This window comes from Streptomyces sp. NBC_00669, from assembly GCF_036226785.1.
In the GTDB taxonomy this organism is placed as follows: domain Bacteria; phylum Actinomycetota; class Actinomycetes; order Streptomycetales; family Streptomycetaceae; genus Actinacidiphila.
Genome location: NZ_CP109018.1, coordinates 449047 through 474199 on the forward strand (window position 1 = coordinate 449047; position 25153 = coordinate 474199).

Annotated in this window: 24 protein-coding genes and 1 pseudogene; 10 read left to right on the top strand and 15 right to left on the bottom strand. The window is 70.2% G+C overall.

The window, feature by feature from the left end; genetic code table 11:
• Positions 1-42: 42 nt before the first annotated feature.
• The 5 genes from OG896_RS01940 to OG896_RS40385 form a co-directional block, all read right to left on the bottom strand.
• Positions 43-1200, bottom strand: a complete 1158-nt coding sequence (locus OG896_RS01940) for a lactonase family protein (protein ID WP_329361751.1) — start codon at positions 1198-1200, stop codon at positions 43-45.
• A 569-nt stretch (positions 1201-1769) separates the two neighbouring features.
• A complete protein-coding gene (locus OG896_RS01945) occupies positions 1770-2426 on the bottom strand; it encodes a TetR/AcrR family transcriptional regulator (RefSeq protein ID WP_329361753.1) in 657 nt (218 codons plus the stop codon).
• Positions 2427-2485: 59 nt separating this feature from the next.
• Positions 2486-2782 (bottom strand): NPCBM/NEW2 domain-containing protein, encoded by a 297-nt coding sequence (locus OG896_RS40380; RefSeq protein WP_443056904.1) that lies wholly within the window; start codon positions 2780-2782, stop codon positions 2486-2488.
• A 95-nt stretch (positions 2783-2877) separates the two neighbouring features.
• Entirely contained in the window at positions 2878-4830 is a 1953-nt protein-coding gene (locus OG896_RS01950; protein WP_329361755.1) for an RICIN domain-containing protein, read from the bottom strand.
• Positions 4827-5474: a hypothetical protein gene (locus tag OG896_RS40385; RefSeq protein WP_443056906.1), complete on the bottom strand. Its 648-nt coding sequence runs from the start codon at positions 5472-5474 to the stop codon at positions 4827-4829. Before OG896_RS40385 ends, OG896_RS01950 begins: the two co-directional genes overlap by 4 nt.
• A 597-nt stretch (positions 5475-6071) precedes the next feature.
• Between OG896_RS40385 and OG896_RS01955 the strand changes: the two genes are divergently transcribed.
• Entirely contained in the window at positions 6072-8447 is a 2376-nt protein-coding gene (locus OG896_RS01955) for a ricin-type beta-trefoil lectin domain protein (protein WP_329361757.1), read from the top strand.
• A gap of 160 nt (positions 8448-8607) precedes the next feature.
• Here OG896_RS01955 and OG896_RS01960 read toward each other — a convergent pair whose 3' ends face one another.
• On the bottom strand, positions 8608-9201 hold the full coding sequence (locus OG896_RS01960; protein ID WP_329361759.1) for a nuclear transport factor 2 family protein: 594 nt from the start codon (positions 9199-9201) through the stop codon (positions 8608-8610).
• Between the two features lie 86 nt (positions 9202-9287).
• Here OG896_RS01960 and OG896_RS01965 point away from each other — a divergent pair.
• Positions 9288-9434, top strand: a pseudogene (locus OG896_RS01965) (helix-turn-helix domain-containing protein); the annotation flags it as partial.
• A gap of 347 nt (positions 9435-9781) precedes the next feature.
• Here the strand turns inward: OG896_RS01965 and OG896_RS01970 are convergent.
• From OG896_RS01970 to OG896_RS01980, 3 genes are all read right to left on the bottom strand, one after another.
• On the bottom strand, positions 9782-10663 hold the full coding sequence (locus tag OG896_RS01970) for a universal stress protein (RefSeq protein WP_329361761.1): 882 nt from the start codon (positions 10661-10663) through the stop codon (positions 9782-9784).
• Between the two features lie 123 nt (positions 10664-10786).
• The gene (locus tag OG896_RS01975; RefSeq protein ID WP_329361763.1) at positions 10787-11659 is read right to left on the bottom strand and encodes a universal stress protein; all 873 of its coding nucleotides are present in this window, start codon (positions 11657-11659) and stop codon (positions 10787-10789) included.
• A 121-nt stretch (positions 11660-11780) separates the two neighbouring features.
• Positions 11781-12266 carry a hypothetical protein gene (locus OG896_RS01980; RefSeq protein ID WP_329361765.1) on the bottom strand — a complete coding sequence of 162 codons (486 nt, stop codon included), beginning with the start codon at positions 12264-12266 and terminating at the stop codon, positions 11781-11783.
• 265 nt (positions 12267-12531) lie between these two features.
• Between OG896_RS01980 and OG896_RS01985 the strand changes: the two genes are divergently transcribed.
• From OG896_RS01985 to kdpC, 6 genes are all read left to right on the top strand, one after another.
• A complete protein-coding gene (locus tag OG896_RS01985) occupies positions 12532-13656 on the top strand; it encodes a universal stress protein (protein WP_329361767.1) in 1125 nt (374 codons plus the stop codon).
• Positions 13657-13782: 126 nt separating this feature from the next.
• Positions 13783-14034: a hypothetical protein gene (locus tag OG896_RS01990; RefSeq protein ID WP_329361769.1), complete on the top strand. Its 252-nt coding sequence runs from the start codon at positions 13783-13785 to the stop codon at positions 14032-14034.
• Positions 14031-14120, top strand: coding sequence for a K(+)-transporting ATPase subunit F (kdpF, locus tag OG896_RS01995; RefSeq protein WP_329361771.1), 90 nt, complete (start codon positions 14031-14033; stop codon positions 14118-14120). The genes OG896_RS01990 and kdpF overlap by 4 nt, the downstream gene beginning before the upstream one ends.
• 1 nt (position 14121) lies before the next feature.
• Positions 14122-15786, top strand: coding sequence for a potassium-transporting ATPase subunit KdpA (gene kdpA, locus OG896_RS02000; RefSeq protein ID WP_329361773.1), 1665 nt, complete (start codon positions 14122-14124; stop codon positions 15784-15786).
• Complete coding sequence (gene kdpB / locus OG896_RS02005) at positions 15786-17924, top strand: potassium-transporting ATPase subunit KdpB (RefSeq protein WP_329361775.1); 2139 nt, start codon at positions 15786-15788, stop codon at positions 17922-17924. Before kdpA ends, kdpB begins: the two co-directional genes overlap by 1 nt.
• A 47-nt stretch (positions 17925-17971) precedes the next feature.
• Positions 17972-18592, top strand: a complete 621-nt coding sequence (kdpC, locus tag OG896_RS02010) for a potassium-transporting ATPase subunit KdpC (protein ID WP_329361777.1) — start codon at positions 17972-17974, stop codon at positions 18590-18592.
• A gap of 56 nt (positions 18593-18648) precedes the next feature.
• Here the strand turns inward: kdpC and OG896_RS02015 are convergent, their stop codons facing one another.
• From OG896_RS02015 to OG896_RS02040, 6 genes are all read right to left on the bottom strand, one after another.
• Complete coding sequence (locus OG896_RS02015) at positions 18649-19353, bottom strand: response regulator transcription factor (protein ID WP_329361780.1); 705 nt, start codon at positions 19351-19353, stop codon at positions 18649-18651.
• A 210-nt stretch (positions 19354-19563) separates the two neighbouring features.
• On the bottom strand, positions 19564-20010 hold the full coding sequence (locus OG896_RS02020) for a universal stress protein (RefSeq protein WP_329361782.1): 447 nt from the start codon (positions 20008-20010) through the stop codon (positions 19564-19566).
• Between the two features lie 62 nt (positions 20011-20072).
• On the bottom strand, positions 20073-20930 hold the full coding sequence (locus tag OG896_RS02025; protein ID WP_329361784.1) for a universal stress protein: 858 nt from the start codon (positions 20928-20930) through the stop codon (positions 20073-20075).
• Between the two features lie 33 nt (positions 20931-20963).
• Positions 20964-21434, bottom strand: a complete 471-nt coding sequence (locus OG896_RS02030; protein ID WP_329361786.1) for a cyclic nucleotide-binding domain-containing protein — start codon at positions 21432-21434, stop codon at positions 20964-20966.
• Between the two features lie 178 nt (positions 21435-21612).
• Positions 21613-22602, bottom strand: coding sequence for an Acg family FMN-binding oxidoreductase (locus OG896_RS02035; RefSeq protein ID WP_329361788.1), 990 nt, complete (start codon positions 22600-22602; stop codon positions 21613-21615).
• A gap of 180 nt (positions 22603-22782) precedes the next feature.
• Positions 22783-23658, bottom strand: coding sequence for a universal stress protein (locus OG896_RS02040; RefSeq protein ID WP_329361790.1), 876 nt, complete (start codon positions 23656-23658; stop codon positions 22783-22785).
• Between the two features lie 263 nt (positions 23659-23921).
• On the opposite strand from OG896_RS02040, the gene OG896_RS02045 reads away from it, so the two are divergent.
• Positions 23922-24497: an Rv1733c family protein gene (locus OG896_RS02045; protein WP_329361792.1), complete on the top strand. Its 576-nt coding sequence runs from the start codon at positions 23922-23924 to the stop codon at positions 24495-24497.
• A 217-nt stretch (positions 24498-24714) separates the two neighbouring features.
• A complete protein-coding gene (locus OG896_RS02050) occupies positions 24715-25137 on the top strand; it encodes an Hsp20/alpha crystallin family protein (RefSeq protein WP_329361794.1) in 423 nt (140 codons plus the stop codon).
• The last annotated feature ends 16 nt before the right edge of the window (positions 25138-25153 follow it).

Here is a 25153-nt window from a genome sequence, read left to right on the forward strand (position 1 = left end):
GGCTACAGGGCTACAGGGCTACAGGGCTACAGGGCTACAGGGCTACAGGGCGACGATTCCCTCGCCGCCGACGGCGTCGGGGACGGTGACGGTGCCGACCTTGCCGAGGGAGCCGTCCGGCCGGACGCGGAAAGCGTCGACGCCACCGGTGGCGCCGGTCTGGACGTAGAGGAAGCGCTGGTCGGGGGTGACGGCGGAGTCGACGGTGCCGTCGCCGGTCGCGGTGTTGCCGAGCGGTTCGAGCGTCGCGCGGCCGGTTTGCCGGAAGCCGGAAAGCGTGTTGCTGCCGGCGTTGGAGGCGTAGAAGCGGTCGCCGGCGCGGACGATCCAGCAGGTGGCCTGCTCGCCGGTGGGCGCGTCGTCGAGCCGGACTGCGGTGCCGTCCCGGCGGATCGCGAAGGTCAGTACGGCGTTGGTGCCCGCGTCGGTGACGACCAGCCGGCCCCGGCCGTCGAAGGTGAAGCCGAACGGAACCGCTCCGCTCTCCACGTTCACGACCGGCCGGGCGGACAGGGCTCCGGAGGGGCGCACCCCGAAGACGTCGATGCTGCTGCCGCCCGCCTTCGTGGTGACGACCACCTGGGAGCCGTCCGGGGTGAAGGACACCTGGCCGGGGGTGTGGGTGAACTCCGGTGCCGTGGTGGTGTCGAGACCGAGGTGGCGGTTCCATCCGGCGACCCGCTCCAGCCTGCCGCCGCCGGCGATCCGGTAGCCCTGGACGGAGCCGCCCTCGCGGGCGTTGAGGACGTAGACCCGGTCCTGGTGGACGGTGACGCTGACCGGGAAGGAGCCGCCGGACCCGATGACCTGCTCGCGGTGGAGCCGGTCGCCGTCGACCGAGAAGACAGTGACGGTGTCGCTGCCCGCGTTGACCGCGAACAGCAGGTGGTGGGCGCAGTCGTAGGCGAGGGAGCCCTGCGAGGCGAGGTGGTCGACCACCGAGCCGTCGAGCATGCCGCCCTTGCCACCGGTGGCGAAGGTGCCCCGCCGGTGGAGCGAGCCGTCGGCGGCACGATGGTAGGCGACGACCTTGTTGGCGGCGGTGTTGTCCGTCTGGACGAACACCGGACCCTCGGAGCCGCTCGGGTGCGGGGCGGGTGACGCCGCCGCCGAACCGGCGGGCAGGGCGAACACGGCCAGGGAGCCTGCCGCGGCGACGGCGATCCTGGTGGCCTGAGCGAACGTGGGCAAGCGCTTCATCGTTTTCCTTCGGACGGAGGTGGGTGCGCGGGACGGAGCCCTGCCCGCGACCCGGGCAGATGCGGTCCGCCGCCAGGATCGGGCGAACGGCGGACGCGACACCCGACCGACGGGGCCAAGCTCCGCCGTTGGTGTCAGCGACCCAGCCGAACGGCCCCAGGCACGGAGATCGTCGCGGCGATCCGGGGGTCCCTGGCGACCGATGCCTGCCGCGGTACCTCACCCGGGTCAACGCCCCGCAAGCTCCTTGCCGCTCCGGAGGAGTCGGACGGCATTCGGGGCGTGGCAGCGAATCCCGGGCAGGACGGTGTGGATCGACACCGAGGAGACGTGGTGCGGCGGCGCCGGGGAGAACGTGGAACCAGCCGAGGTGGCGGCCGACGAGGCCGACGTCGCGGGCGAGTTCGGGGGGGAACAGTTCGCACGCCCGAGCCCACCCGGTTGCCTTCCGCCACCCGCCCCCGACCAGCCCAGCCCCGCCGTCGATGAGCGGATGGCGTCTCAGAGCAACTCACACCGAGCGCTGACCGTCTTCCCGGGCGCTGCTCACAGGACTTTCGGGGCGCTGTTCACAGGGCTGGGGCGAGCAGTGCTGTGGCGAGGCCGGTCAGGTGGTCGGCGAGGGTGTGGGGGTCGTCGGGCATGCCTTCGTCCAGCCATTCGATGATCACCTCGGAGATTCCCGCTGCCAGCGCGATCATCGCGCGATGGTGCCGGAGCAGGTCCCGGGGTTCCCGCCGCAGTGTTGTGGTGACGAACGTGCCGAATCGCTTGGCGTCTTCACGTAGGACGTCGCGGCGGCGCAGTTCCATTCTCGGAGCGTTGAGGTAGATGACGCGGGCCGACGAGGGGTCCGCGGCGAGCATGGTGGTCAGGGCCGTCATCATCGGCCTGAGGAGATCTTGCAGGGCGGCCGGCTGTCGCGGCACCGCGGCTTCGACGCCGGCGAGCAGCCATTCGTTCCGCTCCTGGTGGACCGCGGTGAGCAAGGCGCCCCGGTCTGTGAAGTGATCGTAGAAGTAGCGTTTCGCCACTTTGGCGTGTGCGCAGACATCGGCCACGGTCACGTCGTCGTAGGAGCGCGCGGCGAACAGTTCGAAGGCCGCCTTCATCAGTCGCTCGTGCCGGTCGGTTGCGCGTTCTTCCCGGGTCTGGCCGAGGTAGGTGCCGCGCGTGGAGGTAGCCGTCGAAGCGTGCCCGGCGGCGGTATCGCTGGATGCGTCCACGGCGCTCATCGTACGCACACGCGCGGAACCGCTGCATCGGGCAGTTGCGGGCACCCCTGTCAGGAGCGATGGGGCCCGCGGTCTCTCGTCATGGTGCGCTGGTGGCCTGTCCGGGCCGGCCGCACATGGGCGTGCGCAGCCGGCCCGGGGGGCCGCCGTTCGTCAGCCGGAGCAGGTGAGCTTGGGTGCGGCCCAGTCTCCGTGGCGTCGGCGTCGTTGCCGACCGTGGAGGTGAACTCGGAGCAGTTGCCGCCGAGGTAGATGGTGACGTCGCTGATCGAGTTCGTGCCCAGTCCCTTCGGGTAGACGGCGCCGCGCTCGCGGCCAGCAGCGCGGCCAGAAAGGCCGGCACCCATAAGCACAGACTATTGGGCTTCCTCATGCGGAGAAGACATGACGGATCGCCGCCCGGCTCGTTGGTCCGGGCGGTGATCCGTCGGCTCTCAGGCGCTCATGAGCCGGGCAGTGACCAGATCTGCTGGGCTGCTGCGTTGCAGTCCCACAGCTCCAGCTGGGTGCCGTCGGTGGTGGAAGCGCCGGGGTCGTCGATGCAGCGGCCGGAGGCGGGGTTGCGGTACCCGTCGTTGTAGGGCTGCCAGATCTGGTTGCTGCCGCCGATGCAGTCCCAGATCTCCAGCGGGGTACCGTTGGCCGTGCCGCCGCCGGTGGCGTCCAGGCATTTGCCCGAGATGCGCAGGGTGTTGTCCTGCGCCAGCGACCATGACTGGTTGCTGTTGCCGTTGCACGTCCACAGTTCCGCCTTGGTTCCGTTGGCGGTGTTGCCGCCGGGCAGGTCGAGGCACTTTCCTGCCACGCCCGACCGGACCGGGCCGGTGCCTCCTGACGGCCCGGTGCCGGTCGAGCGTGAGATCAGAGTGAAGCGCTGGTTGGAGTTGTCGGTGGGGCTCCACTGCTCGTACTGGGTGCCGGAGGTCGTGCTTCCCGCGGGGTCGTCGAGGGCGAACTGGCTGTTGCGGTTGTAGAAGGACCAGGTGCCGTCAGAGTTGCGGACCGGCTTCCATTGATCGTTGCCTTGGGCGGTGCTTCCGGCCGGCCACTGCACGGCCAAGCCGCCGGGCTTGCCCGAGGCCGCACTGATGTTGAGCAGTCGGCCGCTGTGGGTGTTCTTGATCTCGTAGTAGCCGTTGCTCTCCGGGACGAAGGACCAGGACGCGCTGCCGTCCGTGGTGTCCGCGCCTTGCACGATCGGGGCGGAGTTGGCGGTGGAGCCGTTCTGCACGGTAAGGGACAGGCCGCTGGTGGCGTTCTCGATCCGGTAGTCACCCGAGAACGGTGACGCGGCTGTGTTCGGCAGCACCTGGAACAGGCCGACCATTCCGTTCATCTCGAACGCGTCCGGGTTGGTGTCGTTGGTGGGCTTGGTCCAGTCGTTCCAGGTCAGGTTCGCGCTGTTGCGCTCGCTCCATGCCTGGGCGGCGTTGGAGTTCATGTAGGCGCTGTAGCGGCTGCACAGGTTCGCGTCGGTGCAGAAGTCGCTCATGCCCTTGAACAGCCAGTACTGGTAGGAACTCCCTCTCGTTCCGTTGTTCGCCACGATCGGCACGTTGTTCAGGAAGTGGTCGGCGGTGCGCTGCGCGTCGTCCCTGTACGAGGTGTTGCCGGTGGTCCGGTACAGGTCGTCGGCAGCCTCGATCCATGACCCGGCGTTGTAGGCGTTGTCAGACGTCTGCACGATGGTGGAGCCACCGGGGCCGTTGGGGAAGGCCACGCACTCGTTGACGACACCGCTGGAGGTGTCCACGACGTGGCCACGCATCCAGGTGTAGATCTGCTCGGCCTTGGTGAGGTACGCGCCGTCCCCGGTGGCCTCGTACAGGCCGACGCCGGTACTGATCATGGGGTCGTTGCTCAGGGCGCACTTGCTGTAGTCGGTGTCGTTCTCCCAGATGCCGCCGCCGCCGTCGCCGGTCCAGCCGCGGTTGTAGGTGGAGTTCCACTGGTCGGCCGCGGTGTTCAGCCAGCTGGTGTTGCCGGTGGCCTTGTAGCCGTCCAGGGTGGCGGTGATCATCCACGCGATGTCGTCGTTCCAGCCGTCCCACGACGTCCAGTTGGTGCCCTCCTTGTCCAGGAAGGTGCTGACCAGGTCGCTGACCCGCTGTCGGTCGGTGGGAGTGCGGGTACGCAGGTACACGTCATCGGCGACCAGGATGTCCAGCGCCCCGATCCAGGTGCCCGCCCGCTCGGTGCCCTGGCTCTTCAGCTCGTCGGTGTAGTACGTCCCGGTGCTGCCGCCGGTCACCAGGAAGTTGTCGTTCCAGCTCTGGAACACGCTGTCGGGCGACGGCAACGTGTCCGCGTGTGCCGTGGACACGGTCAGCATGCCCGCGCCGGCCAGCATGAATGTCGTACATGCCGCGGCGATGGCGGCAGATCTTCTTCTCATGGTTCGGAAAACCGTCCTGTCGGTGGTGCATTGGGGGGAAGGTCGCCGCTTTGGCTGTGGCACAGCGCGCGGCGGTGACCGGGATGTGCCGGGAGGCGCTGCACAGCGTGGGCGACGCTGTGTGCGGCTCTCGGCCGGTTGGGCGGGCGCGGTCGGGATGGTCCGCCTTCAGGAAACGGGCAAGGTCGTCCACTGCTGGTTCGTGCCGCCGTTGCAGTCCCACAGCTCCAGTGGTGGCCGCCGCTGCCGAGTGTCACGTCGACGGACGTGAACAGCGGGCCGTCCAGGGCCAGGTCGGAGGTGCCGGGTGTCAAGCCGAACCCGGCGATAACGTTGTCAGAACACGCGTAGTCACCTCCGGGTGGGCGAGTGGAGGCGGCACGGCCCCACCGCACCATCCCGAACGGGGTGTCGGCGCCGGGAAAGGTGTTGCCCCCGTTGGAGGTGCCGCGCAACGGGTTGGCCGAAGACGCCGAGCCGGTCGCGGCCGCAGGATGGCCGGCGGCGCTGGGCGTGGCCAATCCGCGGAACAGCAGGCTCGCCGCCAGGGGGATGCGCCATCGTTGCATCGCTGGGACCTCTCCTCGGGACGGCACGGAATGCACCGGGCGGGCGGAGGTGGACGCCCGACAGCAAAGGCCCATCCACCGACGCTGTCAACACAATCGACCGAATCAGCGAACAATATCCAACAGGATGCGGCCACTTCAGCTGTCGACAATGGGGGAACGTGAGCGTTCCTTCATGTGATCCACCGTCCTCTCGTGGTGCACACCACCAGCCAGGACCGCTGGTCAGTGGCGTGTCCGCGCAAACGCCACCAGTGGGGCCCGCGGCACCGCGGGAGCTGCGAAGTGGCCGAAACCAAGTCGCCCGGGCCGATCGGACCGGTGCCGTCACCGCCGCACGTCCGCGCTCCGCCCCGGGCGCTCCCCCGGCGCATGTCCCGTTCAGCTGCGGCGGAATGGTTGCGCAAACCTGGATCGCACAAGCGGGTCGCTCCGCGGCGGCCCGTCGGCGGATGCCTGGGAGCCAAGCTCGGCGGCCGCCGTCGCCCGGGGTCCACGAACAGGCCGTGGGGCGGCTGAGGGGCGCTCGTTCGCTGACCAGAGGCCTGCCCGCCCGCCCCGAGGACGGAGACACGGCATGTCCAATTCTGTTTTTGTTTGCAACAGGGTTGACCGCCAACTCAACACGACCACACACTGTGCGCCATTCCCCCCAATGAAAGGGTGTCAGTGATGACCCGACTCGGGCGACTAGCCCCCTTATGGGTGCTGGCGCTGCTCGCTGCTGTCCTGTCGGTCAGCAGCATCGCCCCCGCACACGCCGCGACCTCGACCATCACCGTGGACGGGACGCAGGGCGGACGAACGTTCGACGGTATCGGCGCGATCAGCGGCGGCGGCGGCAACTCCCGCCTGCTGCGGGACTATCCGGCCGCCCAGCAGCAGCAGATCCTGGACTACCTGTTCAAACCCGGCTACGGCGCCGACCTCCAGCTGCTGAAACTGGAGATCGGCGGTGACGCCAACTCCACCGACGGCGCCGAGCCGTCCATCGAGCACAGCCGCGGAACCGTCAACTGCAACGCCGGCTACGAGTTCTGGCTCGCCGAACAGGCTGTCCAGCGCAACCCGGACATCGGCCTGTACGGCCTGGCATGGGCCGCGCCCGGCTGGATCAACGGCGGCTTCTGGTCCACCGACACCATCAACTACCTGATCTCCTGGCTCGGCTGTGCCAAGCAGCACGGCCTGAACATCAAGTACCTCGGTGGCTGGAACGAACGCGGCCACGACGTCAACTGGTACATCCAGCTGCGCTCCGCGCTGAACAGCGCCGGCTACTCCGGCGTACAGATCGTGGCCGACGACAGCGGTTGGGACACCGCCGACGACATGGCCAAGAACTCCGACTTCAACAACGCGGTCTCCGTCATCGGGGCCCACTACCCCTGCCAGGGCGACGGCGGACCGGCGACGAGCTGCTCCAGCACCACCACCGCCCAGAACAACGGCAAACCATTGTGGGCCTCCGAGAACGGCTCGCAGGACATGAACACCGGCGCACCCGCGCTGATCCGCTCCATCGTGCGCGGCTACACCGACGCCAAGATGACCGCCTACCTCAACTGGCCGCTGGCCGCCGCGATCTACCCCAACCTGCCCTACAGCACCGTGGGCCTGCTCACCGCGCCATCGCCCTGGTCGGGCCAGTACAGCGTGGGCGAGAACACCTGGGCGACCGCGCAGGTCACCCAGTTCGCGCAGCCCGGATGGAAGTTCATCGACTCCGCGTCCGGCTATCTCGGCGGCTCGGAGTCCAACGGCGCCTACGTCAGTCTCAAGTCCCCGAACGGCAGCGACTACTCCACCGTCCTGGAGACGACCACCGCGAGCGCGGCGCAAACGGTGAACCTGCACGTCCAGGGCGGCTTGTCCACAGGCACCGCCCATGTGTGGGCGACGCGGGTGAACTCCCCGAGTGCGGCGACGGACTTCGTCCACACCCAGGACGTCACCCCCTCGGGCGGCTCCTACTCGCTGACCCTCCAGCCCGGCTACGTGTACACGGTCACCACCACCACCGGCCAGGGCAAAGGGACCGCGGCGGGTCCTGCCGGACACGCGCTCGCCCTGCCCTACACGGACAACTTCGACAGCTACTCCTCAGGTTCGGAGGCGAAGTACCTCTCCGACATGCAGGGTGCCTTCGAGGCCCAGCCGTGCTCGGGCCGGTCGGGCCAGTGCCTGCAGCAGATGGCGCCGGTCAAGCCGATCGAGTGGCAGGACGACTCCGACACCTACTCGCTGATCGGTGACACCACCTGGTCCAACTACACCGTCAGCTCGGACGTCTACCTGCGCAGTGCGGGCACCACCGAGTTGATCGGGCGGGCGAATACCCAGCAGCGGCCGCAGTCGCACATGAACGCGTACTACTTCCGGATCAGGGACACCGGGCAGTGGTGGATCGAGAAGATGTACACAGACGGCTCGAACCACACGCTGGCCACCGGGACGACAACCGCGCTGGGCACCCAGACCTGGCACAACCTGTCGTTCACCTTCCAGGGCACGACGATCAGCGCAAAGGTCGACGGCAAGCAGATCGGGTCGGTGACCGACGCCTCGTTCCTGTCCGGACAGGCAGGCCTGGGCATCCAGGGGTACCGCACCGACCAGTTCGACAACCTGTCGATCACGCCGGGCACCGGCACCGCGCAACCGCCCACCGGCCCGATCACCTCGGGCCTGAACACCTCGAAGTGCCTGGACGACTACACCGGCTCGGCAACCAACGGCACCAAGGCCGACGTGTGGGACTGCAACACCACCCCGGCCCAGAACTGGACCTACAGCAACGGCACCCTCCAAGCATCGGGTAAGTGCCTGGACGTCACCGGCGGCAGCACTGCCAACGGCACGCTCGTCGAGCTGTGGGACTGCAACGGCGGCGCCAACCAGCAATGGGAGCCGACCAACGGCACGCTGGTCAACCCCGCCTCGGGGCGTTGCCTGGACATCCCCGGCTTCGATACCGACAACGGCACCCAGCTCGATATCTGGGACTGCAACGGCGGCAGCAACCAGCAATGGAAACTCCCTTCCTGAGCGGCCCTCGCCTCTGACCCGGCCGGGGTGGGCGCCCCCTGCGCCCGCCCCGGCCGTCCGCGCGGCGGACGCCGTGGCCACTCCGGCGTGCTGCCTGTGCTCTTCTCTCGTGACCAGTTCTATCGTGCCTCTCTGCATTTCTCGTTCGCTGCGGTGGTCGTCAGCTGTCGGCCTGCTCGCCCAGCCAGGCGAAGGCGGACTCCTTGATGTCGCGTTCCAGGTCGCTGCCTTTGGTCGCGAAGACCCGGCTCACCGGGAATCCGCTGGCCTCCAGCAGGTAGGCGAGAGCGGCGTACTCCCGCGGGTACCGGGCCACTGTCTCCGCGTCGATGTCGACGACCCCGGCGGGGAAGGTGAAGGCGCCGAAGTCGTAGACGCTCTTGCGGTCGCTGATGCGCCACGTCCCGTCCCGCTTCTCCAGGCGGTCGATGAATCGGTTGTGCCCGTTGCAGCCGAGGCGCAGGTCGACGTTCTCGCCGATGATGACGGCGTTGGTCTCGCTGACGGCCCGGGCACCGTCAGTGGAGAAGGTCACCACAGGTGCGGTGATCAGGTGCTTGGTCCGGAAGGCGGAGGTCCCCATCCGGGCGGAGGCGTCCACGAACTCGTACGCCGACCCCTCGAACCAGGTGATCTCGATCCGGCCGTCGGGGTGGAAGAGGCCCTTCAGCCGGCCCCACTCACCCAGGTCCCGGTAGATCCACCCGGTCATGAGGTCGGCGATATCCTGTCGATCCTGAGATGTCACGTTCATGCATCCAGCGTGTGCCACCAGGAGTGGCAGATCCAACAGAAAGACGCGATCAACCAGGCGATTGAAACGACGGACACGAGTGGACGGTGGAACCGCGGCACCTGAGCTGCTTCGTCACCGTCGCCGACGAACGGCACTTCTGCCGGGCCGCCGTCCTGCCGCACATCACCCGGTCCCCCCTCAGCGCCCAGGTCCAGGCTCTCGAGCGGGAGGTGGGCGGACGCCTGTTCTCCCGTACCGGCCGACTCGCAGAGCCCTGTACCGGCCGACTCGCAGAGCCCTGGCGCAGGCGGACCGCGCCCTGCGGGTGGCCCGGGAGCCAGTGCACGGTGAGACGGGAACGGTCCGGATCGGCTTCGCCGGGGTCGCCGTCCTCCAGGGCGTCCTCTCCGACGACCTGCGGGACTTCGGCCGGGCGCACCCGCGGGTCGCCCTCGCCCTGGCCGGCCCTCCTCCCCACCGCCACGGAAGCCATCGCCCTGCCAGCCTCACGTACCGCCCCTGCGCGGCGCGCCGCCGGGACCGGACCGCAGGGACTGGCATGGGCGCGGGAACCGAGGAGATGGAATGTGGCGGTTCGTCACGGAACAACGGCAACGGGAGCCGCACCGCTGCGGAGAACAGCGTGGGCCACCGTCCCGAGGCCACCGGCACCGCCCCGGGAACCACGGCCGAGGACGACCAGGGAAGCCGAGGTCGCCGCGTGGGCGAGATGCCGGTCGGCTGCGCCGTCCGCGGCCTCGCTGACCACCTGCACCGTGGGGTACTTCGCCCGCCAGGACTCCACCTGCGTCGCGAACTCGTCCTCCGAGCGGACCGCACCCTGCTGGTCGGCTCCCTCACCTTCCCCGCTGCGGCCGCCTGCGTTCTGCCCGGAGCGACCGTGCACCACCCGAAGGCTCCCGCCCCTGGCAGCGGCCTCGTCGAAGGCGAATCCGATCGCCCGGTCGCCGGTCCGGTCGAGGTCCAGCCCGAGGACAACATCCCCGGACGGCGTGTGGCCCTCGGTGCTCCGCCCGGCGGAGTTCTCTGCGCTGCCGGCATCCTCGGGCACAAGCACGACGGGGCAGGTCGCGCGTCCCGCGACACCCCGTCCCACCGAGCCGAGGAGCGTCTGGGAGACCGCTCCCGCCCCGTGCGACCCCAGGACGAGCATCTCGGTGTCCTCGGCGGTGCTCACCAGCGCGTCGACGGGGCGCGCCGCGATCTCGTCGGTCACGACCTGCAGATCCGGGAACTCGTCACGGATACGGTCCTCGGCCTCGGGGCCCACCCGAGCCGCCGTCCTGGGGCGGGGAGCGGGATCGGTCGGCGTGGTGACCGTGGCGCGCCCGGGCAAGGGGGCCACGGCGTGGAGGAGACGCAGGGACACCCCGTGCAGCTCCGCTTCGCGGGCCGCCCACTCGCATGCAGCGACAGCGGCGGCCGAACCGTCGATTCCGGCAGTGACATTGCGGCGCATCGCGTTTGCCTCCTCGGTCGGGTCTCGTCTCCAGCGTGGGTCTCCGGTCGGTGCCCCAGGAAGGGGCCGGAGGTCCCGGTGGTGGGACGGTCGGTCCCGGTCACCGCCTTCGCCGGGTTCCGGTCAGCCGCGATGGATCACCGCGACGGGGCAGCGCGCGTGGTGGAGCACCGCGTGGGTCACGCCCCCGAAGGGCGTGCGGAACGCGTGGGCGGGCCTGCGGGCGCCCATGACGAGCAGGTCGGCCTGCTCGGAGACCGCGACGAGCGCGCCTCCCACGGACCTCGTGCGCACCGTCTCCTCGGTGATCTCCAGGTCCGGGAACTCCTGACGGATCGGCCGCACCGTCCGGCGCGTGGCGGCGGCCTCGTCCGCCGCGATGGCCCCCACGTCGTCGACCAACGGGACCATGCTTCCCACGCCTTCCAGGAACATCCAGGCACTCACCACCCGCAGCGTGGCACCGTGCGCCAGCGCCGTGCGCGCGGCGAACCGCAGCGCGTCACGGTCGCCGTCGTCGCGCACCGCCGCGGCCACCACTCCCGTCTCCGGCTCGGCGATCTCGCGCACCACGACAAGCGGCCCCTGCGCCCGGGCCGCCGCGCGCAGGCTCACCGAACCCAGCAGCAGACCGGAGAACCCGCCCAGGCCGCGGGAGCCCACCACAGCGGTGCCGTCGGCGCCGGCCGCTTCCAGAACGCTCTCGGCGGGGTCGCCCCGGCTGAGCACCGTCTCGACCGACAGTTCCGGAGAGCGCGAGGAGACGAGTCCGACCGTGGCTTGGAGGCAGCGGTCGCCTTCCTCGAGCAGCAACCGCTCCCCGCCGGGTCCGAACCACCGGGTCTGATCGTTCCCCACCGCGTACACCACGGTCAGCGGCCGGCCTCGGCACGCTGCTTCCGAGGCAGCCCACAGCACGGCGGTGGCAGCGTGCTCCGAACCGTCCGTGCCGACCGCGACGGGACCGAGGCCGCTCTTGAGCGCTGCCTTGTCCATGGCTCCTCCAGGTCGTCCGGCATACACCCCCGCCTCCACCCTCTGCGCCGGTCCCCGACGCGCGCATGGGCCGGATGGCCCGCGCCCCGGGCCGGGAGGCCCATACGGACGGACGCGGACCTCATGTGCTGCCCTGCCCCGCTCTCGCACCGGCCTCGCCTTGTCGGCGTGTGCGGGCCACCTCGCACAGCGTGTGCACCGCCACCGGGGACAGACCGAGGTGGCGTTCGATCCATACGGCGTCGTGGCCCTCGGTGGCGAAGACCCATGCGCTGTACAGGCTGCTCAGGGACGGCGGGTCCGCACATGACAGCAGTGGCCTGACGGCTTCGATCGGAAAGTCCTGCACCGATTCGGCGGTGAACCAGTCCTTGTCCACGGCCTTCGACGGAGCCGCCTGGACCGGCTGGACGGAGCACCGGCGGCATCTGTGCCGTACCCCGGCCAGGAGAAGGAAGACCAGGGCGGCGCCGACCAGGGCGGCCGCGATGACCGGACGGTCCCCGGCCGGAGCAGTGCTCAGGGCGACGAGTTCCAGCGCGGCCACGACGAAGGCTCCCAGCGCGGCAGCCCCCTCCCCCGTGTGCGGATGGGGCAACGTCCTCATACTGCGCCTCCTTCTCGGACCAGCATGACGCGCTTCGTCGGCGGAGGCTGGGGCCCAACGTCCCTGGCGACGGTCCCGCTCTCAGCCGGCGACGGTGCGCGGGAGACATCCCGTTGAGTGGGAGATATCCCGTTGAGCGGGATTGAGGTGGGAATGTGGAGGTAAGGACGGAAGAGGGGTCGCCGGACCGCCTGGCCCATGCCGGAGCGGGCGGGACCGGTGCCACGTCGGACGGTCAGCTCGCAAGGGCGAGAAGGGAGCGACCGTGGTGCGCGGAATTCTGCGGGTGTACCTCGGGGCGGCTTCCGGAGTGGGCAAGACGTACGCGATGCTCGGCGAGGGACATCGCCGAGCCAAGCGGGGCACCGACGTGGTCATCGCGTACATGGAGGACTACGGCAGGCCGCTGACCCGGCAGATGGCCGAGGGCCTGGAGAGCGTGCCGCGCCGGACCGTGGGATACCGCCACTGCACCTTCACCGAGATGGACCTCGACGCCGTACTCCTCCGGCACCCGCAGGTCGCCCTGGTCGACGAGATGGCCCACACCGACGTCCCCGGCTCGCGCCACGAGAAGCGCTGGCAGGACATCCACGAACTGCTGGCCGCGGGCATCGACGTGATCTCCACCGTCAACATCCAGCACCTCGAGTCGCTCAACGACGTGGTGGAGCACATCACCGGTGCCAAGCAGCACGAAACCGTGCCCGACGACGTGGTCCGGGGCGCGGACCAGATCGAACTCGTGGACATGTCGGCCGAGGCGCTGCGCCGGCGGATGGTCCACGGCAACATCTATCCGCGGGACAAGGCCGAGACGGCGCTGGCCAACTACTTCCGCGCCGGAAACCTCACCGCCCTGCGCGAGATCGCCCTGCTGTGGGTGGCCGACCGCGCGGAGGAGGCACTCCAGCGCTACCGCCACGACCACGGCATCCAGCGGCCCTGGTCCACCCGCGAGCGAGTTCTGGTCGCCCTCTCCGGTGGGGACGAGGGAGACACCCTCATCCGCCGTGCCAAACGCACCGCCTCGCGCGGCGCGGGTGGGGAGTTCCTCGCCGTGCACGTCGAGCCGGACGACACCCTCGCCTCCCGCTCCTCCGGCCTGCCGGCCTGCCAGCGCGCCCTGGTCGAGGAACTCGGCGGCACCTGCCACACCGTCACCGGCAGCGACCGCGCCCACGCCATCCTCGACTTCGCCCGGCAGGTGAACGCCAGTCAGATCCTGATCGGTGCCACCCGGCGCAGCCGCCTGCAGAGGTTGTTCAGCCGCGGCATCGGTGAGGCCATCGTCGAAGGCTCCGGTGACGACATCGACGTATGCGTCGTGACCCACTCCGCGGCGGCCCACGGCCGGCTGCTCCGCATGCCCCGCGCGACTCCCCGGTGACAGGCGGTTCTCCCAGCAGTCGGTGAGGGGACATCCGCGTGTGCGCCTGTCGCCCGTCCCTCGTGTCGTTCCCCGCCCCGCCGGGATTCACTCCGTCGGCGGCCGTGTGGTGCGGCCGCGTACGCGTTGACCTCCGCTAACGTCGAGGCGCTGCGGGAAGACGCCATGACGTGCGGGGCGTTTCTTCCGCGCGGTTCGCCGGAGTTCGGTTCCGGTTCCGTTTCCTTTTGGCATCCGGGCCGCCTTCCCGGCGGTTCCGGTTCAGCGTCAGCGCAAGCGAGGTGTATTCCGGCGATGGCGGACCTCGTCTTCATCGGCCTGACCATCGTGGTGTTCGCGCTTCTGGGCGCGATCGCCAGAGGGGTCGGCCGGCTGTGAGCGCGGACAACATCGTCGGACTGGTCGTCGCCGCGGCTCTCGTGGTCTATCTGGTGCTGTGCCTGATCTTCCCCGAGAGGTTCTGAGGTGAGCGACACTCTCGGCGGCTGGCTGGAGATCCTGCTGCTGGTGGCGGCCGTGGCCGCGTCGTTCCGTCCGCTGGGCGACTACCTGGCCCACGTCCTGTCCTCCGGCCGGCACTGGCGAGTGGAACGCCTGGTCTACCGGGCGGGCGGTATCGACGGGGACGCCACCCAGACATGGGCGGCCTACCTGCGCAGCGTGCTGGCGTTCTCCGCGGTCTCCGTCCTGTTCCTCTACGGCTTCCTGCGCCTGCAGAACCATCTGCTGCTCGCCCTGGGCACCCCGTCGATGAAGGCCGACCAGGCGTTCAACACCGCGGCGTCCTTCGTCACGAACACGAACTGGCAGTCGTACTCGGGTGAGTCGGCCCTCGGACACCTCGTGCAGATGGCGGGGCTGGCCGTGCAGAACTTCGCATCCGCGGCGGTCGGTATCGCCGTCGTCGCCGCGCTGATCCGCGGATTCACCCGGACGAGAACCGATCGCGTGGGGAACTTCTGGGTGGACCTGACCCGGATCGTGCTTCGGGTGCTGCTGCCGATCTCGTTCGTCTTCGCGATCGTGCTCGTCGCGGCCGGTGTCATCCAGAACCTTCACGGTGTCCAGGACGTCACCACGATCGCCGGTGGCCACCAGGGCATCACCGGCGGACCGGTCGCCTCCCAGGAGGCGATCAAGGAACTGGGCACGAACGGTGGCGGCTTCTACAACGCCAACTCCGCCCACCCGTTCGAGAATCCGACCGCCTTCACCAACCTCGTCGAGATCTACCTCCTCCTGGTCGTCTCCTTCTCGCTGCCTCGCACCTTCGGGGTGATGGTCGGCGACCACCGGCAGAGTTACGCGATCGTGGCGGTGATGGTCCTGATCTGGGCCGCGTCCGTCGCCCTGATCACGGCCAACGAACTGCACAGTGTCAGCAGTACGGCAGGGCACGACGCCGGCGGAATGATGGAGGGCAAGGAGCAGCGGTTCGGGATCTGGGCCTCGGCACTGTTCGCGGCGTCCACCACGCTCACCTCGACCGGCGCGGTCGACTCCTCCCACGACTCGTACACGCCCGGCGGCGGCGGGATGACGATCTTCAACATGATGCTGGGTGAGATCGCGCCCGGCGGCACCGGTTCCGGGCTCTACGGAATCCTGGTTCTGGCGGTGATCGCCGTGTTCGTGGCCGGGCTGATGGTCGGCCGCACCCCGGAGTACCTGGGCAAGAAGCTGCGCAGCCGGGAGATGAAGTTCGCCTCGCTGTACATCCTCACCACGCCGGCGATCGTGCTGGTCGGCGCCGGGATCGCGATGTCCCTTCCGGGCGAGCGGGCGGCGATGCTCAACTCCGGGCCGCACGGCTTCTCCGAGGTGCTCTACGCGTTCACCTCCGCCGCCAACAACAACGGCTCGGCGTTCGCCGGTCTGTCGGCCGACACCACCTGGTACAACACCGCGCTCGGCCTGGCGATGCTCGTCGGCCGATTCCTGCCGATGGTCTTCGTCCTGGCACTGGCCGGCTCGCTGGCCGGCCAGCAGCCCGTGCCGGCCACCGCGGGCACCCTGCCCACGCACCGGCCCCAGTTCGTCGGACTGCTCGCGGCGGTGATCCTGATCGTCGTCGGGCTCACCTACTTCCCCGCCCTCGCACTCGGGCCGCTCGCGGAAGGACTGCACTGATGTCCGCGACCGCGGGTCGGCCTCCGCAGCCGGCCGGGAACGGGAGGCCGGGCGGTGAACCGCCACGCCGGATCGCCGGTGGCGTGCTCGATAGGAAGCTGCTGCTACGGTCCGCCCCCGGCGCGCTGCGCAAGCTCCACCCGCGCGTGATGTACCACAATCCGGTGATGTTCGTGGTCGAGGTCGGCGCGGTGCTCACCACGGTGTCGGCGATCAGGAACCCCAGTGTCTTCGCCTGGGTGATCAGCGTCTGGCTCTGGCTGACGACGGTGTTCGCCAATCTGGCCGAGGCCGTGGCCGAGGGGCGGGGGAAGGCGCAGGCGGAGACGCTGCGGCGTACCAAGACCGCCACCACGGCCAGGCGGTTGACCGGTTGGGCCCCGGGAGGCGCGACCGCGCAGGAGGAGCCGGTCCCGGCCAACGAGCTGCGGCTGGGCGACCACGTGGTGGTCGAGGCCGGGCAGGTCATCCCGGGGGACGGCGACGTCGTCGAGGGCATCGCCTCGGTCGACGAGTCGGCGGTCACCGGCGAGTCCGCGCCGGTGATCCGCGAGTCCGGCGGCGATCGCAGCGCCGTGACCGGAGGCACGAAGGTCCTGTCGGACCGGATCGTCGTGAAGATCACCTCCAAGCCCGGTGAGACCTTCATCGACCGGATGATCGCCCTCGTCGAGGGCGCCTCGCGGCAGAAGACGCCCAACGAGATCGCGCTCAACATCCTGCTCGCCTCGCTGACCATCGTCTTCCTCGTGGCCGTCGTCACCCTGCAGCCGTTCGCCGTCTTCGCCGGCGCCGAGCAGTCCATCGTGATCCTGGTCGCGCTGGCTGTCGCCCTGATCCCCACCACGATCGGCGCCCTTCTGTCGGCGATCGGCATCGCCGGCATGGACCGGCTGGTGCAGCGCAACGTGCTGGCGATGTCCGGGCGCGCGGTCGAGGCCGCCGGCGACGTCAACACCCTGCTGCTGGACAAGACCGGCACCATCACCCTCGGCAACCGGCAGGCCGCGGAGTTCCACCCGGTGGAGGGGATCGACGTCGAGGAACTCGCCGACGCCGCCCAGCTCTCGTCGATCGCCGACGAGACGCCGGAGGGTCGATCCATCGTGATCCTCGCCAAACAGCGGCACGCGCTACGCGGCCGTGGTGAAGGTGAACTCGCCCACGCCACGTTCGTCCCGTTCACCGCTCAGAGCCGGATGAGCGGCGTGGACCTGGACGACCCGCCGGGCCGGGCGCTGCGCAAGGGCGCGGCGGTGTCGGTGATCCGCTGGGTGCGCCAGGCGGGCGGCCACCCCTCCCATCAGGTCGGCGAGATCGTCGACGGCATCTCCGCCAGTGGTGGCACTCCACTGGTCGTGGGCGAGGTCCTGCGGCGAGACGGCACCCCGACCGCGCGCGTGCTTGGTGTCATCCACCTCAAGGACGTCGTCAAGGCCGGCATGCGCGAGCGCTTCGACGAGCTGCGCCGGATGGGCATCCGCACCGTGATGATCACCGGCGACAACCCGCTCACCGCCAAGGCCATCGCCGACGAGGCCGGCGTCGACGACTTCCTCGCCGAGGCCACCCCCGAGGACAAGATGGCGCTCATCAAACGGGAGCAGGCCGGCGGCAAACTCGTCGCGATGACCGGCGACGGCACCAACGACGCACCCGCCCTCGCCCAGGCCGACGTCGGCGTCGCCATGAACACCGGCACCTCGGCCGCCAAGGAGGCCGGGAACATGGTGGACCTGGACTCCAACCCCACCAAGCTCATCGAGATCGTCGAGATCGGCAAGCAACTGCTCATCACCCGGGGCGCGTTGACGACCTTCTCGATCGCCAACGATGTCGCGAAGTACTTCGCGATCATCCCGGCGATGTTCGCCGGGGTCTACTCGGGCCTGGACAAGCTCAACATCATGAAGCTGCACAGCCCGACCTCGGCCATCACCTCGGCGATCATCTTCAACGCCCTGATCATCGTCGTGCTGATCCCGCTTGCCCTGCGGGGGGTGCGCTACCGCCCGTCCTCGGCCTCGGCGCTGCTCAACCGCAACATCTGGCTGTACGGCCTGGGCGGGCTCGTCGTGCCGTTCGCCGGCATCAAACTCATCGACCTCGTCGTGCAGTTCATCCCCGGACTGCGCTGATCATTCCCGGACCGCGCCGAGCGCCGGGCGAGCAAGGGAGCGACCCGATGGCCCAGACCTTCGGCACGGTGGTCCGGCAGCACGTCGCGGCCCTGCGGCTGCTGATCGTGTTCACCGTGATCACCGGCGTCGCCTATCCGCTGCTCGTCACCGGCATCGCGCAGGCCACCTTCCCGCACCGTGCCAACGGCTCGCTGGTGAAGGTCCACGGGCGGACAGCCGCTTCCAGCCTGCTCGGCCAGACCTTCGACCTGCCGCCCGGCACGGGACGGACCACCGCGTCGCCCGACCCGAGGTGGTTCCAGCCGCGCCCGTCCGCCGGGTCGTACGATCCGCTCGCCTCCGGCGCGTCCAACCTCGGACCGAACAACGCCACGCTGATCAGGGAGATCCGGGAGCGGCGCGCGGCGGTGGCGGCCTTCGACGGCGTCCCACCGCGGACGGTGCCCGTCGACGCGTTGACGGCCGGCGGCTCGGGACTCGACCCGGACATCTCCCCCGCCTACGCCTACGAGCAGGTCGGCCGGGTCGCCAGAGCCCGCGGGCTTGCCTCGGCGGTGGTGCACCGGCTCGTCGCCGCACACGTCCAAAGCCGGGCCCTGGGCTTCCTGGGCCAGAAACACGTCGACGTCGTGGAACTCAACCGCGCGCTGTCCGGGACCCGGTGACCGAGCCAGCGCCACGGACCTGCGGGGTCCGCGGATGCGGCCGGGCGGTCCGGGGGTCAGTGCCGGCCGTGATCAGGGCTGGAGGTCTGCGCCGCCCCTTGCGTGGCGATGACGGCTGCCTGGACGCGGCGCTCCACGCCGAGCTTGGCCAGCAGCCGCGAGACGTTGTTCTTGACCGTCTTCTCCGACAGGTAGAGCCGCTTGCCGATCTGCGCGTTGGTCAGCCCCTCGCCGATCAGGCCCAGGATCTCGCGCTCCCTCGGGGTCAGGCCGGACAGCGCCTCCGCCTCGGGTTCCGCGTCCTCCTCGCCGCCGCGCAGGTTGCTCATCAGCCGCGTCGTGGTGGCCGGGTCCAGCATCGACTGCCCGGACGCGACCGTGCGCACCGCCGAGACCAGGTCCGAGCCCTTGATCTGCTTCAGCACATAGCCCGCGGCGCCCGCCATGATCGCGTCGAGCAGCGCGTCGTCGTCGTCGAAGGAGGTGAGCATCAGACACGCGAGATCGGGCATCCGCGAGCGCAGTTCGCGGCAGACGGTGATGCCGTCCCCGTCGGGGAGCCGCACGTCGAGCACCGCGACGTCCGGCCGTAGCGCGGGCCCCCGGGCGAGTGCGTGGTCCGCGGTCGCGGCCTCCCCGATCACCGCGATGTCGGGCTCCGCGTCCAGCAGGTCGTGCACCCCTCGCCGGACGACCTCGTGGTCGTCCAGCAGGAAGACCCTGATCGGTTCCTGCGGTGAGAACTGCCGCGCGTCGCTCATGTCCGCCGACCCTTCACCCAGTGTTCTGCCGCCCCGGTTCTCCGATCATGAAGCGCGCGAGCCTCCGGTGCCAGGGCCGAACGGTCCATTCGGCCCCGTGCTCCGCCGATCCGCTCGCGAACGTACGACGAGGACGCGGAGGACTCCACTCGTACGGCCTTCGGCCGTCGGCTCGGGGCCGCTCGGCGCGAGGCCGGCGAGGCTCTGCTCTCAGCTGTCCTCACGGATGACGACCACCGGCCTCGTGGCGTGCTGCGTGCAGCGCAGGCTGACCGAGCCCAGAAGTGCCTCGGTGAATTCGCCGCGGCCACGGTTCCCGACCACGAGCAGTCGCGCATCACGCGCCGCCTTCAGCAGTACGGCCGCGGGATTCCCCTTCGCCACGGTCGTCCGCACGTCGACGCCGGGGTGCGAGCCCACTGCCTGGTCCACCGTCTCGGCCAGATTCCGTTCCGCTGTCTCCTCGACCGTGGATGGACGGTCGGACTTCGGCACCATCCCGTACCAGTCGGTGGGCGGCTCCCAGGCCGCTATCGCTTCGACGGCCGCTCCGGTCAGCCGGCCTTGGTCGACGGCCCATCGAAGGGCCTCCTTGGACGGCTCGGAGCCGTCGACTCCGACCACGATGCGCTGTTCTTCCTTGACGACGTCGGTCATCTTGAGTACCTCCGGTTGCGAATACATCCTGTTGGTCGTGAACGGGACCTTCCCTGCCGCGGTCACTCGTGCGAGACGACGGCGACCGGACGGGCCGCATGGTGCAGCACGGCACGGGCCACGGGCCCGATGTGGACCACGCTCGGCGCATGCAGGCGGCGGCGACCGATGACCAGCAGGTCGGCGTCCTTGCCCGCCTCTGCCAGTCGCTGGGCGACCGGGCCCTGGAGGACCGAGTGCCGGACCTCGACCGAGGGGAACTTCTGCCGCCACGGCGCGAGAGCCTGAGCCAACCCGCGTTCCTGCTCGGCCAGTACCTGTGCGGCCAGGCCCGCGCCCGGTGTCGGGGCCGCGAGGTGCACCTCGTGCTCGTTCCAGACGTGCACGGCGTGCACCACGGCTCCTCGATCCGCCGCCTGCTCGAAGGCGAACGTCAACAGGGACTCGCACGGCCGCCCGAGGTCGAGGCCGAGGACGACGACCTTGCCGGTCTCGTCCGCGGGCTGGTCCGCGCGGACCAGCACCACGGGCCGGCCGGAGCGCGCCAGCACGTGCAGAGCCGTTCCGCCCAGCACGGAGTCGGCTACCGCTCCTCGGCCATGATGGCCGAGTACGGTCAGCTCCGAGGCGTCAGCGGCGTGGAGCAGCACCTGCCCCGGGACGCCGTAGATCTGCTGTGCTTCGACCGCCATGTGCGGGTGGCGTTCGGTCATCCGCCTTCCCGCCTCGCGCACCTGGCCTTCCGCCCAGAAGCGCATTCCTTCGGGGTTGGGCGAGAACTGGACGTTGCTCACCGGATTGGCCCAGACGTTCAGCAGCCTGATCGGCAGGTTCCGCCGTGCCGCCTCCTCGCCGGCCCAGTCGGCCGCCGAGAGGCTCTCCGCGGAGCCGTCGATCCCTACGAGCACGGGATTCGTCATCGTTCGCACCGCCTTTGCTGTGCAACCGGCCTGTCAGTGCGGCAGTCCGCTGCCGTGCGGGCCGAGCACGTCCAGCAGTCGGTTCCGGGCGTCTTCGAGCCGGTGCCCGATGGTCTCGGCGCAGGCCAGCACGAAGACATAGCCGAACTCCTGGTCCTCCCGGCAGAGCGCCCGCACGGCCTCCGCGTCGAACTCGTAGGCGCGGACCGGGGTGAGCGTTCTGGCGCCCATGTGCCACCTGCGCGGCGGGAACAGCCACGACCATCCCAGCAGGGACCCCTGACCGAGCGTCTCGATCTGCACGGGACGTTCGCCGGGCACCCGCATCTCCAGCGCGATGTCGCCGTCCCGCACGATCCAGAACCGGTCTGCCGTTCCCCGCTCCTCGAAGATGCGGCTGCCCGCGGGGAACTCCACTTCCCTGGCCAGCGCCATCAACCTGTCGCGGTGTTCGTCGGACAGGACTTCGAGCTGCCGCGTCATGGTCATCAGCTTGGTCGTCATGATCGCCTCTGCGTCCTCGGAGGTACGGCCGGCCGGCGTACGGCCCGGCTGTGTCCTGCGCTTCCATCGTCGTCGCGCCGCTCCCCGAGCGCATGGGCCGAACGGTCCCTCCGGCCGACCCGGAGCACATCCGCCTTCCCGCACCCGCCGGGGGCGGTCGGAGCCAGGCGGTGGACGGTCAGTCCGGCGGCCACTTCGGGCGCTCCAGAACGTCCTCGACGGGCAGCCTGGGTGTCTGCGGACCTTCAGGGCCGTAACCCAGCCTGATCAGCATCTGCACGTCGCTGATCCCCGCGTGCGGGTCGTTGAGCGCCCAGCGCAGGTCGCGCCATTCGAGCGCCTGGTGAAGCAGGGACGCCTTCAGGTCGTGGGCCGTCGCGAGCAGCAACACGCTCTCCAGTCCCTGGCCGGCACGCAGCCAGTCCGTAGGCGCGTCGCGTGGCGTCGACAGGACGGCGACGACCGGGTGCGGTTCGAACTCGGCCGGTGGCGGCGGCCGCACCGAGGCCGGCGCGGAGAAGTCCCGGATGGGCATGTGCCCCGCCGTGTCCCGGGGGCCGAGTGCCGAGGACGGAACTCCGTCCGGGGCTCCGTCTCGTATCCAGGAGCGGCTCTCCACCCGTCGTTGCGCGTTCGCGGACTCGTACCACTCGGCCTCCGCCGTGAGTTCCAGGATGCGCGCGGTCTCCGTGGCAGCCGGCAGTGCCATGCGCGCGCCCTCGCTCTCGGCGGCGGTCACCAGGGCGCGCAGGACCTGCACGGGCACGGGGCGGTCGGAGAACGGGAGGCGGCAGCTGTGCCGGCGCCACAACGCGTCGTACAGGCTGTCGTCAGGCCGGCTTTCACCCGGCCCCGGTCGGCCGAGCCGCACGGACGCGAGGTGGTCGGATTCCTCGGGCCGGGGCAGCAGCCGCACCTCCGGCGCCCAGCCGAAGTGGGCCGCGGCGACCCGCAGGTTGAAGACCGCGGCCCCGACGGAGAGGTGCAGGGCGCGCCCGTCCGGGTCCGCGTGGGGCAGCTTCCGCTCCGGGGCCGCGTGCACCTCGATCGTGAGCGTGTCGGGGTCGAGCCGGTAGCGCCAGGGCTGGGAGTTGTGGATCGACGGGGCCGCGACGGCGGCCGAGATCAGCTTGTCCAATGTCGTGGCGTCCAGCGTTGGCGTAGACATGGCGTCCTCCGTGTGGCTCGCTGTCTCCACGGTCAGGCAGCGCCGGGCGGGACGGCAGGGGCCTGGGGTAGCGCGGCACGGAGTCGTTCGGCCCTTTTCCGTCGGCCGACCGGCCGCCGACCGCGGCTCGTGAACACCGGACCGTCACGACGGCCACCGCGGGGCAGCAGGTGGAAGTCCTCACCTGGTCCGGACCGGCGCGGCGATCAGCAGCGGGCAGTGCGTGGTGTGGACGAGGGAGCGGCTCGTGGAGCCGAGCAGCATCCCTCGGAAACCGCCTCGGCCCCGCGACCCCACCACCAGACAACGCGCGTGACGGGCCGCCGCGGTCAGCATGTACGCGGCTTCGCCCGTGAGGACCTCGTGGCTGACCTTGGTGTCGGGGTACTCCTGGCCGCATCCCGCGAGGATCTCCGACATTTCCAGCAAGGAGGTGTCCAGGAACTCGGGAGCGCCCGCCTCCCGGGGTGGGCGGACCTCGACCGCGGCCAGGCCGACCCTTGCGGCCGCGGCCTCGAAGAAGGCCAGCTCCACGGCGGCCCGGGAGGCCGGCGACCCGTCCACTCCGACCACGACGGGCGCGTCCTGCGGTGTGTCGGCCGAAGGCTCGGGAACCAGCGCCACCGGGCACGGAAGGTGGCCCACGAGCGACCTGGCCGTGCTCCCGCCGGCGACGGAATCCGCGAGGCTGGTGAACGTCCTGGCACCCAGCACGAGCAGTGCGGCGTCGTCAGCCGCCTCACGCAGGACATGGGTCGGCCTCCCTGCGGCCAGTTCCGTGCTCACCTCGAGCGCGGGGTGCCGCGCCTTGGCGACATCACGTGCCTGAGAGAGCAGCATCCGGCCCCTCGCCAGGAAGTGCCGGGACCACAGGTGGGCCGGGTGGCTCGGATCGGTGTGCTCCGACACGCCGTGGGGCCACTCCTGCGCGTGCAGCAGCACCAGCGGCAGGCCCCTGAACGCCGCTTCGTCGGCGGCCAAGCCGATGACGTGGTCAACGAGCGGGGCCCAGGTACGCGCGACCCCGGCGACAACGGCCTCGTTCCGTCCGTTCATGACGCATCCTGCCCTTCCGTCAGCTGCGGACGTCGATGACGCGTCCGGCGCGTGCGCAACTCCGTGCTTCCCACGGTGCGCCGGGCCGCCGCTCCCGCCCAGGGCCGGCCGGGCCGGCCACATGTCCCGGGCCCCGGAGCCGCACACCGGAAGCTGATGCCGTCGGGCCCTCGCCGGGGGCTGGTAGGCCCCTGTCCCTCCCGGCGAGGTGCCGCGACAGTCGAAGGTGAGGCCGGCGAGCCTGCGAGGGAAGGGCTGCTTCCATGGGCACGAGCCGAAGGTTCTGGCGCTGGCGGCGCAATCCGCTCAAGCGCGGCACCGACCGCGTGGAGGCGTGGGCGCTGCTGGTTTCGGGTCTGCTGCTGGTCGTGGGGACGCCGGCGGTCGGCGTGGAAAGCGGACTCGCCGTCATGGCGGATGCACATCGGCCGCCCGCCGACTGGAAGGCGGTCTCCGCCGTCGTCACCCACAAGGCGCCACCACCCAGCACCATCACCGGCGTCGACGCCGGCGGCCGGCCGGTGCGTGCCACGGTGCGATGGCATGTGCCCGGCGGCCACGACCACACCGGCCAGGCACTGGTACGGCCCAACAGCCCGGCGGGCACCCGCACCACGATCTGGCTCGACCCCACCGGCACCGTCCGTCAGGACCCCGCCGCATCACTCAGCGCGCGGTCCGATGCCATCGCCTTCGGCATTCTGACCGGCTCCGCCACGGCATTGTTCGCCAGTGGCAGCTACGCGATCGTGCGCTGCGCGCTGGACCGGCGCCGCGCTGCCCGTCTGGACTACGAGTGGGCGGTGGTCGGCCCCGAGTGGCGGCGCCACCGCACCTGACCCGCGGCACCCGGCACGGGCATCCATCCGTGGGCCGGTCGGCCCCCGTCACAGGGCCGACCGGCCCACGGCAACGGCACCTCCGGACCGCTGCGCCGGTCGCCATGGGCGAGGACCGTGGTCGTGAGAGGCGGTCAGGAGCGAGACGGGACGCCGTGTTCGTCGGGCCGCGTGACGAGCCGTGACGTGCAGAACGCCACATGAAGGAGCGAAAGCCATGGCTTCACGTCAGACGGAACGGCGCCCGCGCTGGCTGCCGCCGTTCTCGGAGTGGTTCGAGGACCTTCCGTTCGACCTGCGCTCGCCTGGCGAGCACATGATCCGGGTCGAGGAGAGCAAGGAGGACGGGGCGTACACGGTCAAGGCCGAGCTCCCGGGTGTCGACCCGGAAAAGGACATCGACATCACTGTCAGGGACGGCCTGCTGACCGTGCACGCCGAACGTACCGAGGAGGCGGAGGACAAGCACCGCTCCGAGTTCCGGTACGGCTCCTTCACGCGCAGTGTGCAGTTGCCACCCGGCGTGAAGGAGAAGGACATCACCGCCGGATACGACAAAGGCGTGCTCACGGTGAAGGCGCCGATGCCGACCGCGGCCGAGTCCGAACCTCACCGCGTGGAGATCTCCAAGGAGTCGTGATCCATCGCTGAGTCGG

Coding starts and splice junctions, on each gene's coding strand:
- OG896_RS01940 (WP_329361751.1), bottom strand. CDS start 1,200: ATGAAGCGCTTGCCCACGTTCGCTCAGGCCACCAGGATCGCCGTCGCC.
- OG896_RS40380 (WP_443056904.1), bottom strand. CDS start 2,782: ATGGGTGCCGGCCTTTCTGGCCGCGCTGCTGGCCGCGAGCGCGGCGCC.
- OG896_RS01950 (WP_329361755.1), bottom strand. CDS start 4,830: ATGAGAAGAAGATCTGCCGCCATCGCCGCGGCATGTACGACATTCATG.
- OG896_RS40385 (WP_443056906.1), bottom strand. CDS start 5,474: ATGGGCCTTTGCTGTCGGGCGTCCACCTCCGCCCGCCCGGTGCATTCC.
- OG896_RS01955 (WP_329361757.1), top strand. CDS start 6,072: ATGACCCGACTCGGGCGACTAGCCCCCTTATGGGTGCTGGCGCTGCTC.
- OG896_RS01960 (WP_329361759.1), bottom strand. CDS start 9,201: ATGAACGTGACATCTCAGGATCGACAGGATATCGCCGACCTCATGACC.
- OG896_RS01970 (WP_329361761.1), bottom strand. CDS start 10,663: ATGCGCCGCAATGTCACTGCCGGAATCGACGGTTCGGCCGCCGCTGTC.
- OG896_RS01975 (WP_329361763.1), bottom strand. CDS start 11,659: ATGGACAAGGCAGCGCTCAAGAGCGGCCTCGGTCCCGTCGCGGTCGGC.
- OG896_RS01980 (WP_329361765.1), bottom strand. CDS start 12,266: ATGAGGACGTTGCCCCATCCGCACACGGGGGAGGGGGCTGCCGCGCTG.
- kdpB (WP_329361775.1), top strand. CDS start 15,786: ATGTCCGCGACCGCGGGTCGGCCTCCGCAGCCGGCCGGGAACGGGAGG.
- kdpC (WP_329361777.1), top strand. CDS start 17,972: ATGGCCCAGACCTTCGGCACGGTGGTCCGGCAGCACGTCGCGGCCCTG.
- OG896_RS02015 (WP_329361780.1), bottom strand. CDS start 19,353: ATGAGCGACGCGCGGCAGTTCTCACCGCAGGAACCGATCAGGGTCTTC.
- OG896_RS02020 (WP_329361782.1), bottom strand. CDS start 20,010: ATGACCGACGTCGTCAAGGAAGAACAGCGCATCGTGGTCGGAGTCGAC.
- OG896_RS02025 (WP_329361784.1), bottom strand. CDS start 20,930: ATGACGAATCCCGTGCTCGTAGGGATCGACGGCTCCGCGGAGAGCCTC.
- OG896_RS02030 (WP_329361786.1), bottom strand. CDS start 21,434: ATGACGACCAAGCTGATGACCATGACGCGGCAGCTCGAAGTCCTGTCC.
- OG896_RS02035 (WP_329361788.1), bottom strand. CDS start 22,602: ATGTCTACGCCAACGCTGGACGCCACGACATTGGACAAGCTGATCTCG.
- OG896_RS02040 (WP_329361790.1), bottom strand. CDS start 23,658: ATGAACGGACGGAACGAGGCCGTTGTCGCCGGGGTCGCGCGTACCTGG.
- OG896_RS02045 (WP_329361792.1), top strand. CDS start 23,922: ATGGGCACGAGCCGAAGGTTCTGGCGCTGGCGGCGCAATCCGCTCAAG.
- OG896_RS02050 (WP_329361794.1), top strand. CDS start 24,715: ATGGCTTCACGTCAGACGGAACGGCGCCCGCGCTGGCTGCCGCCGTTC.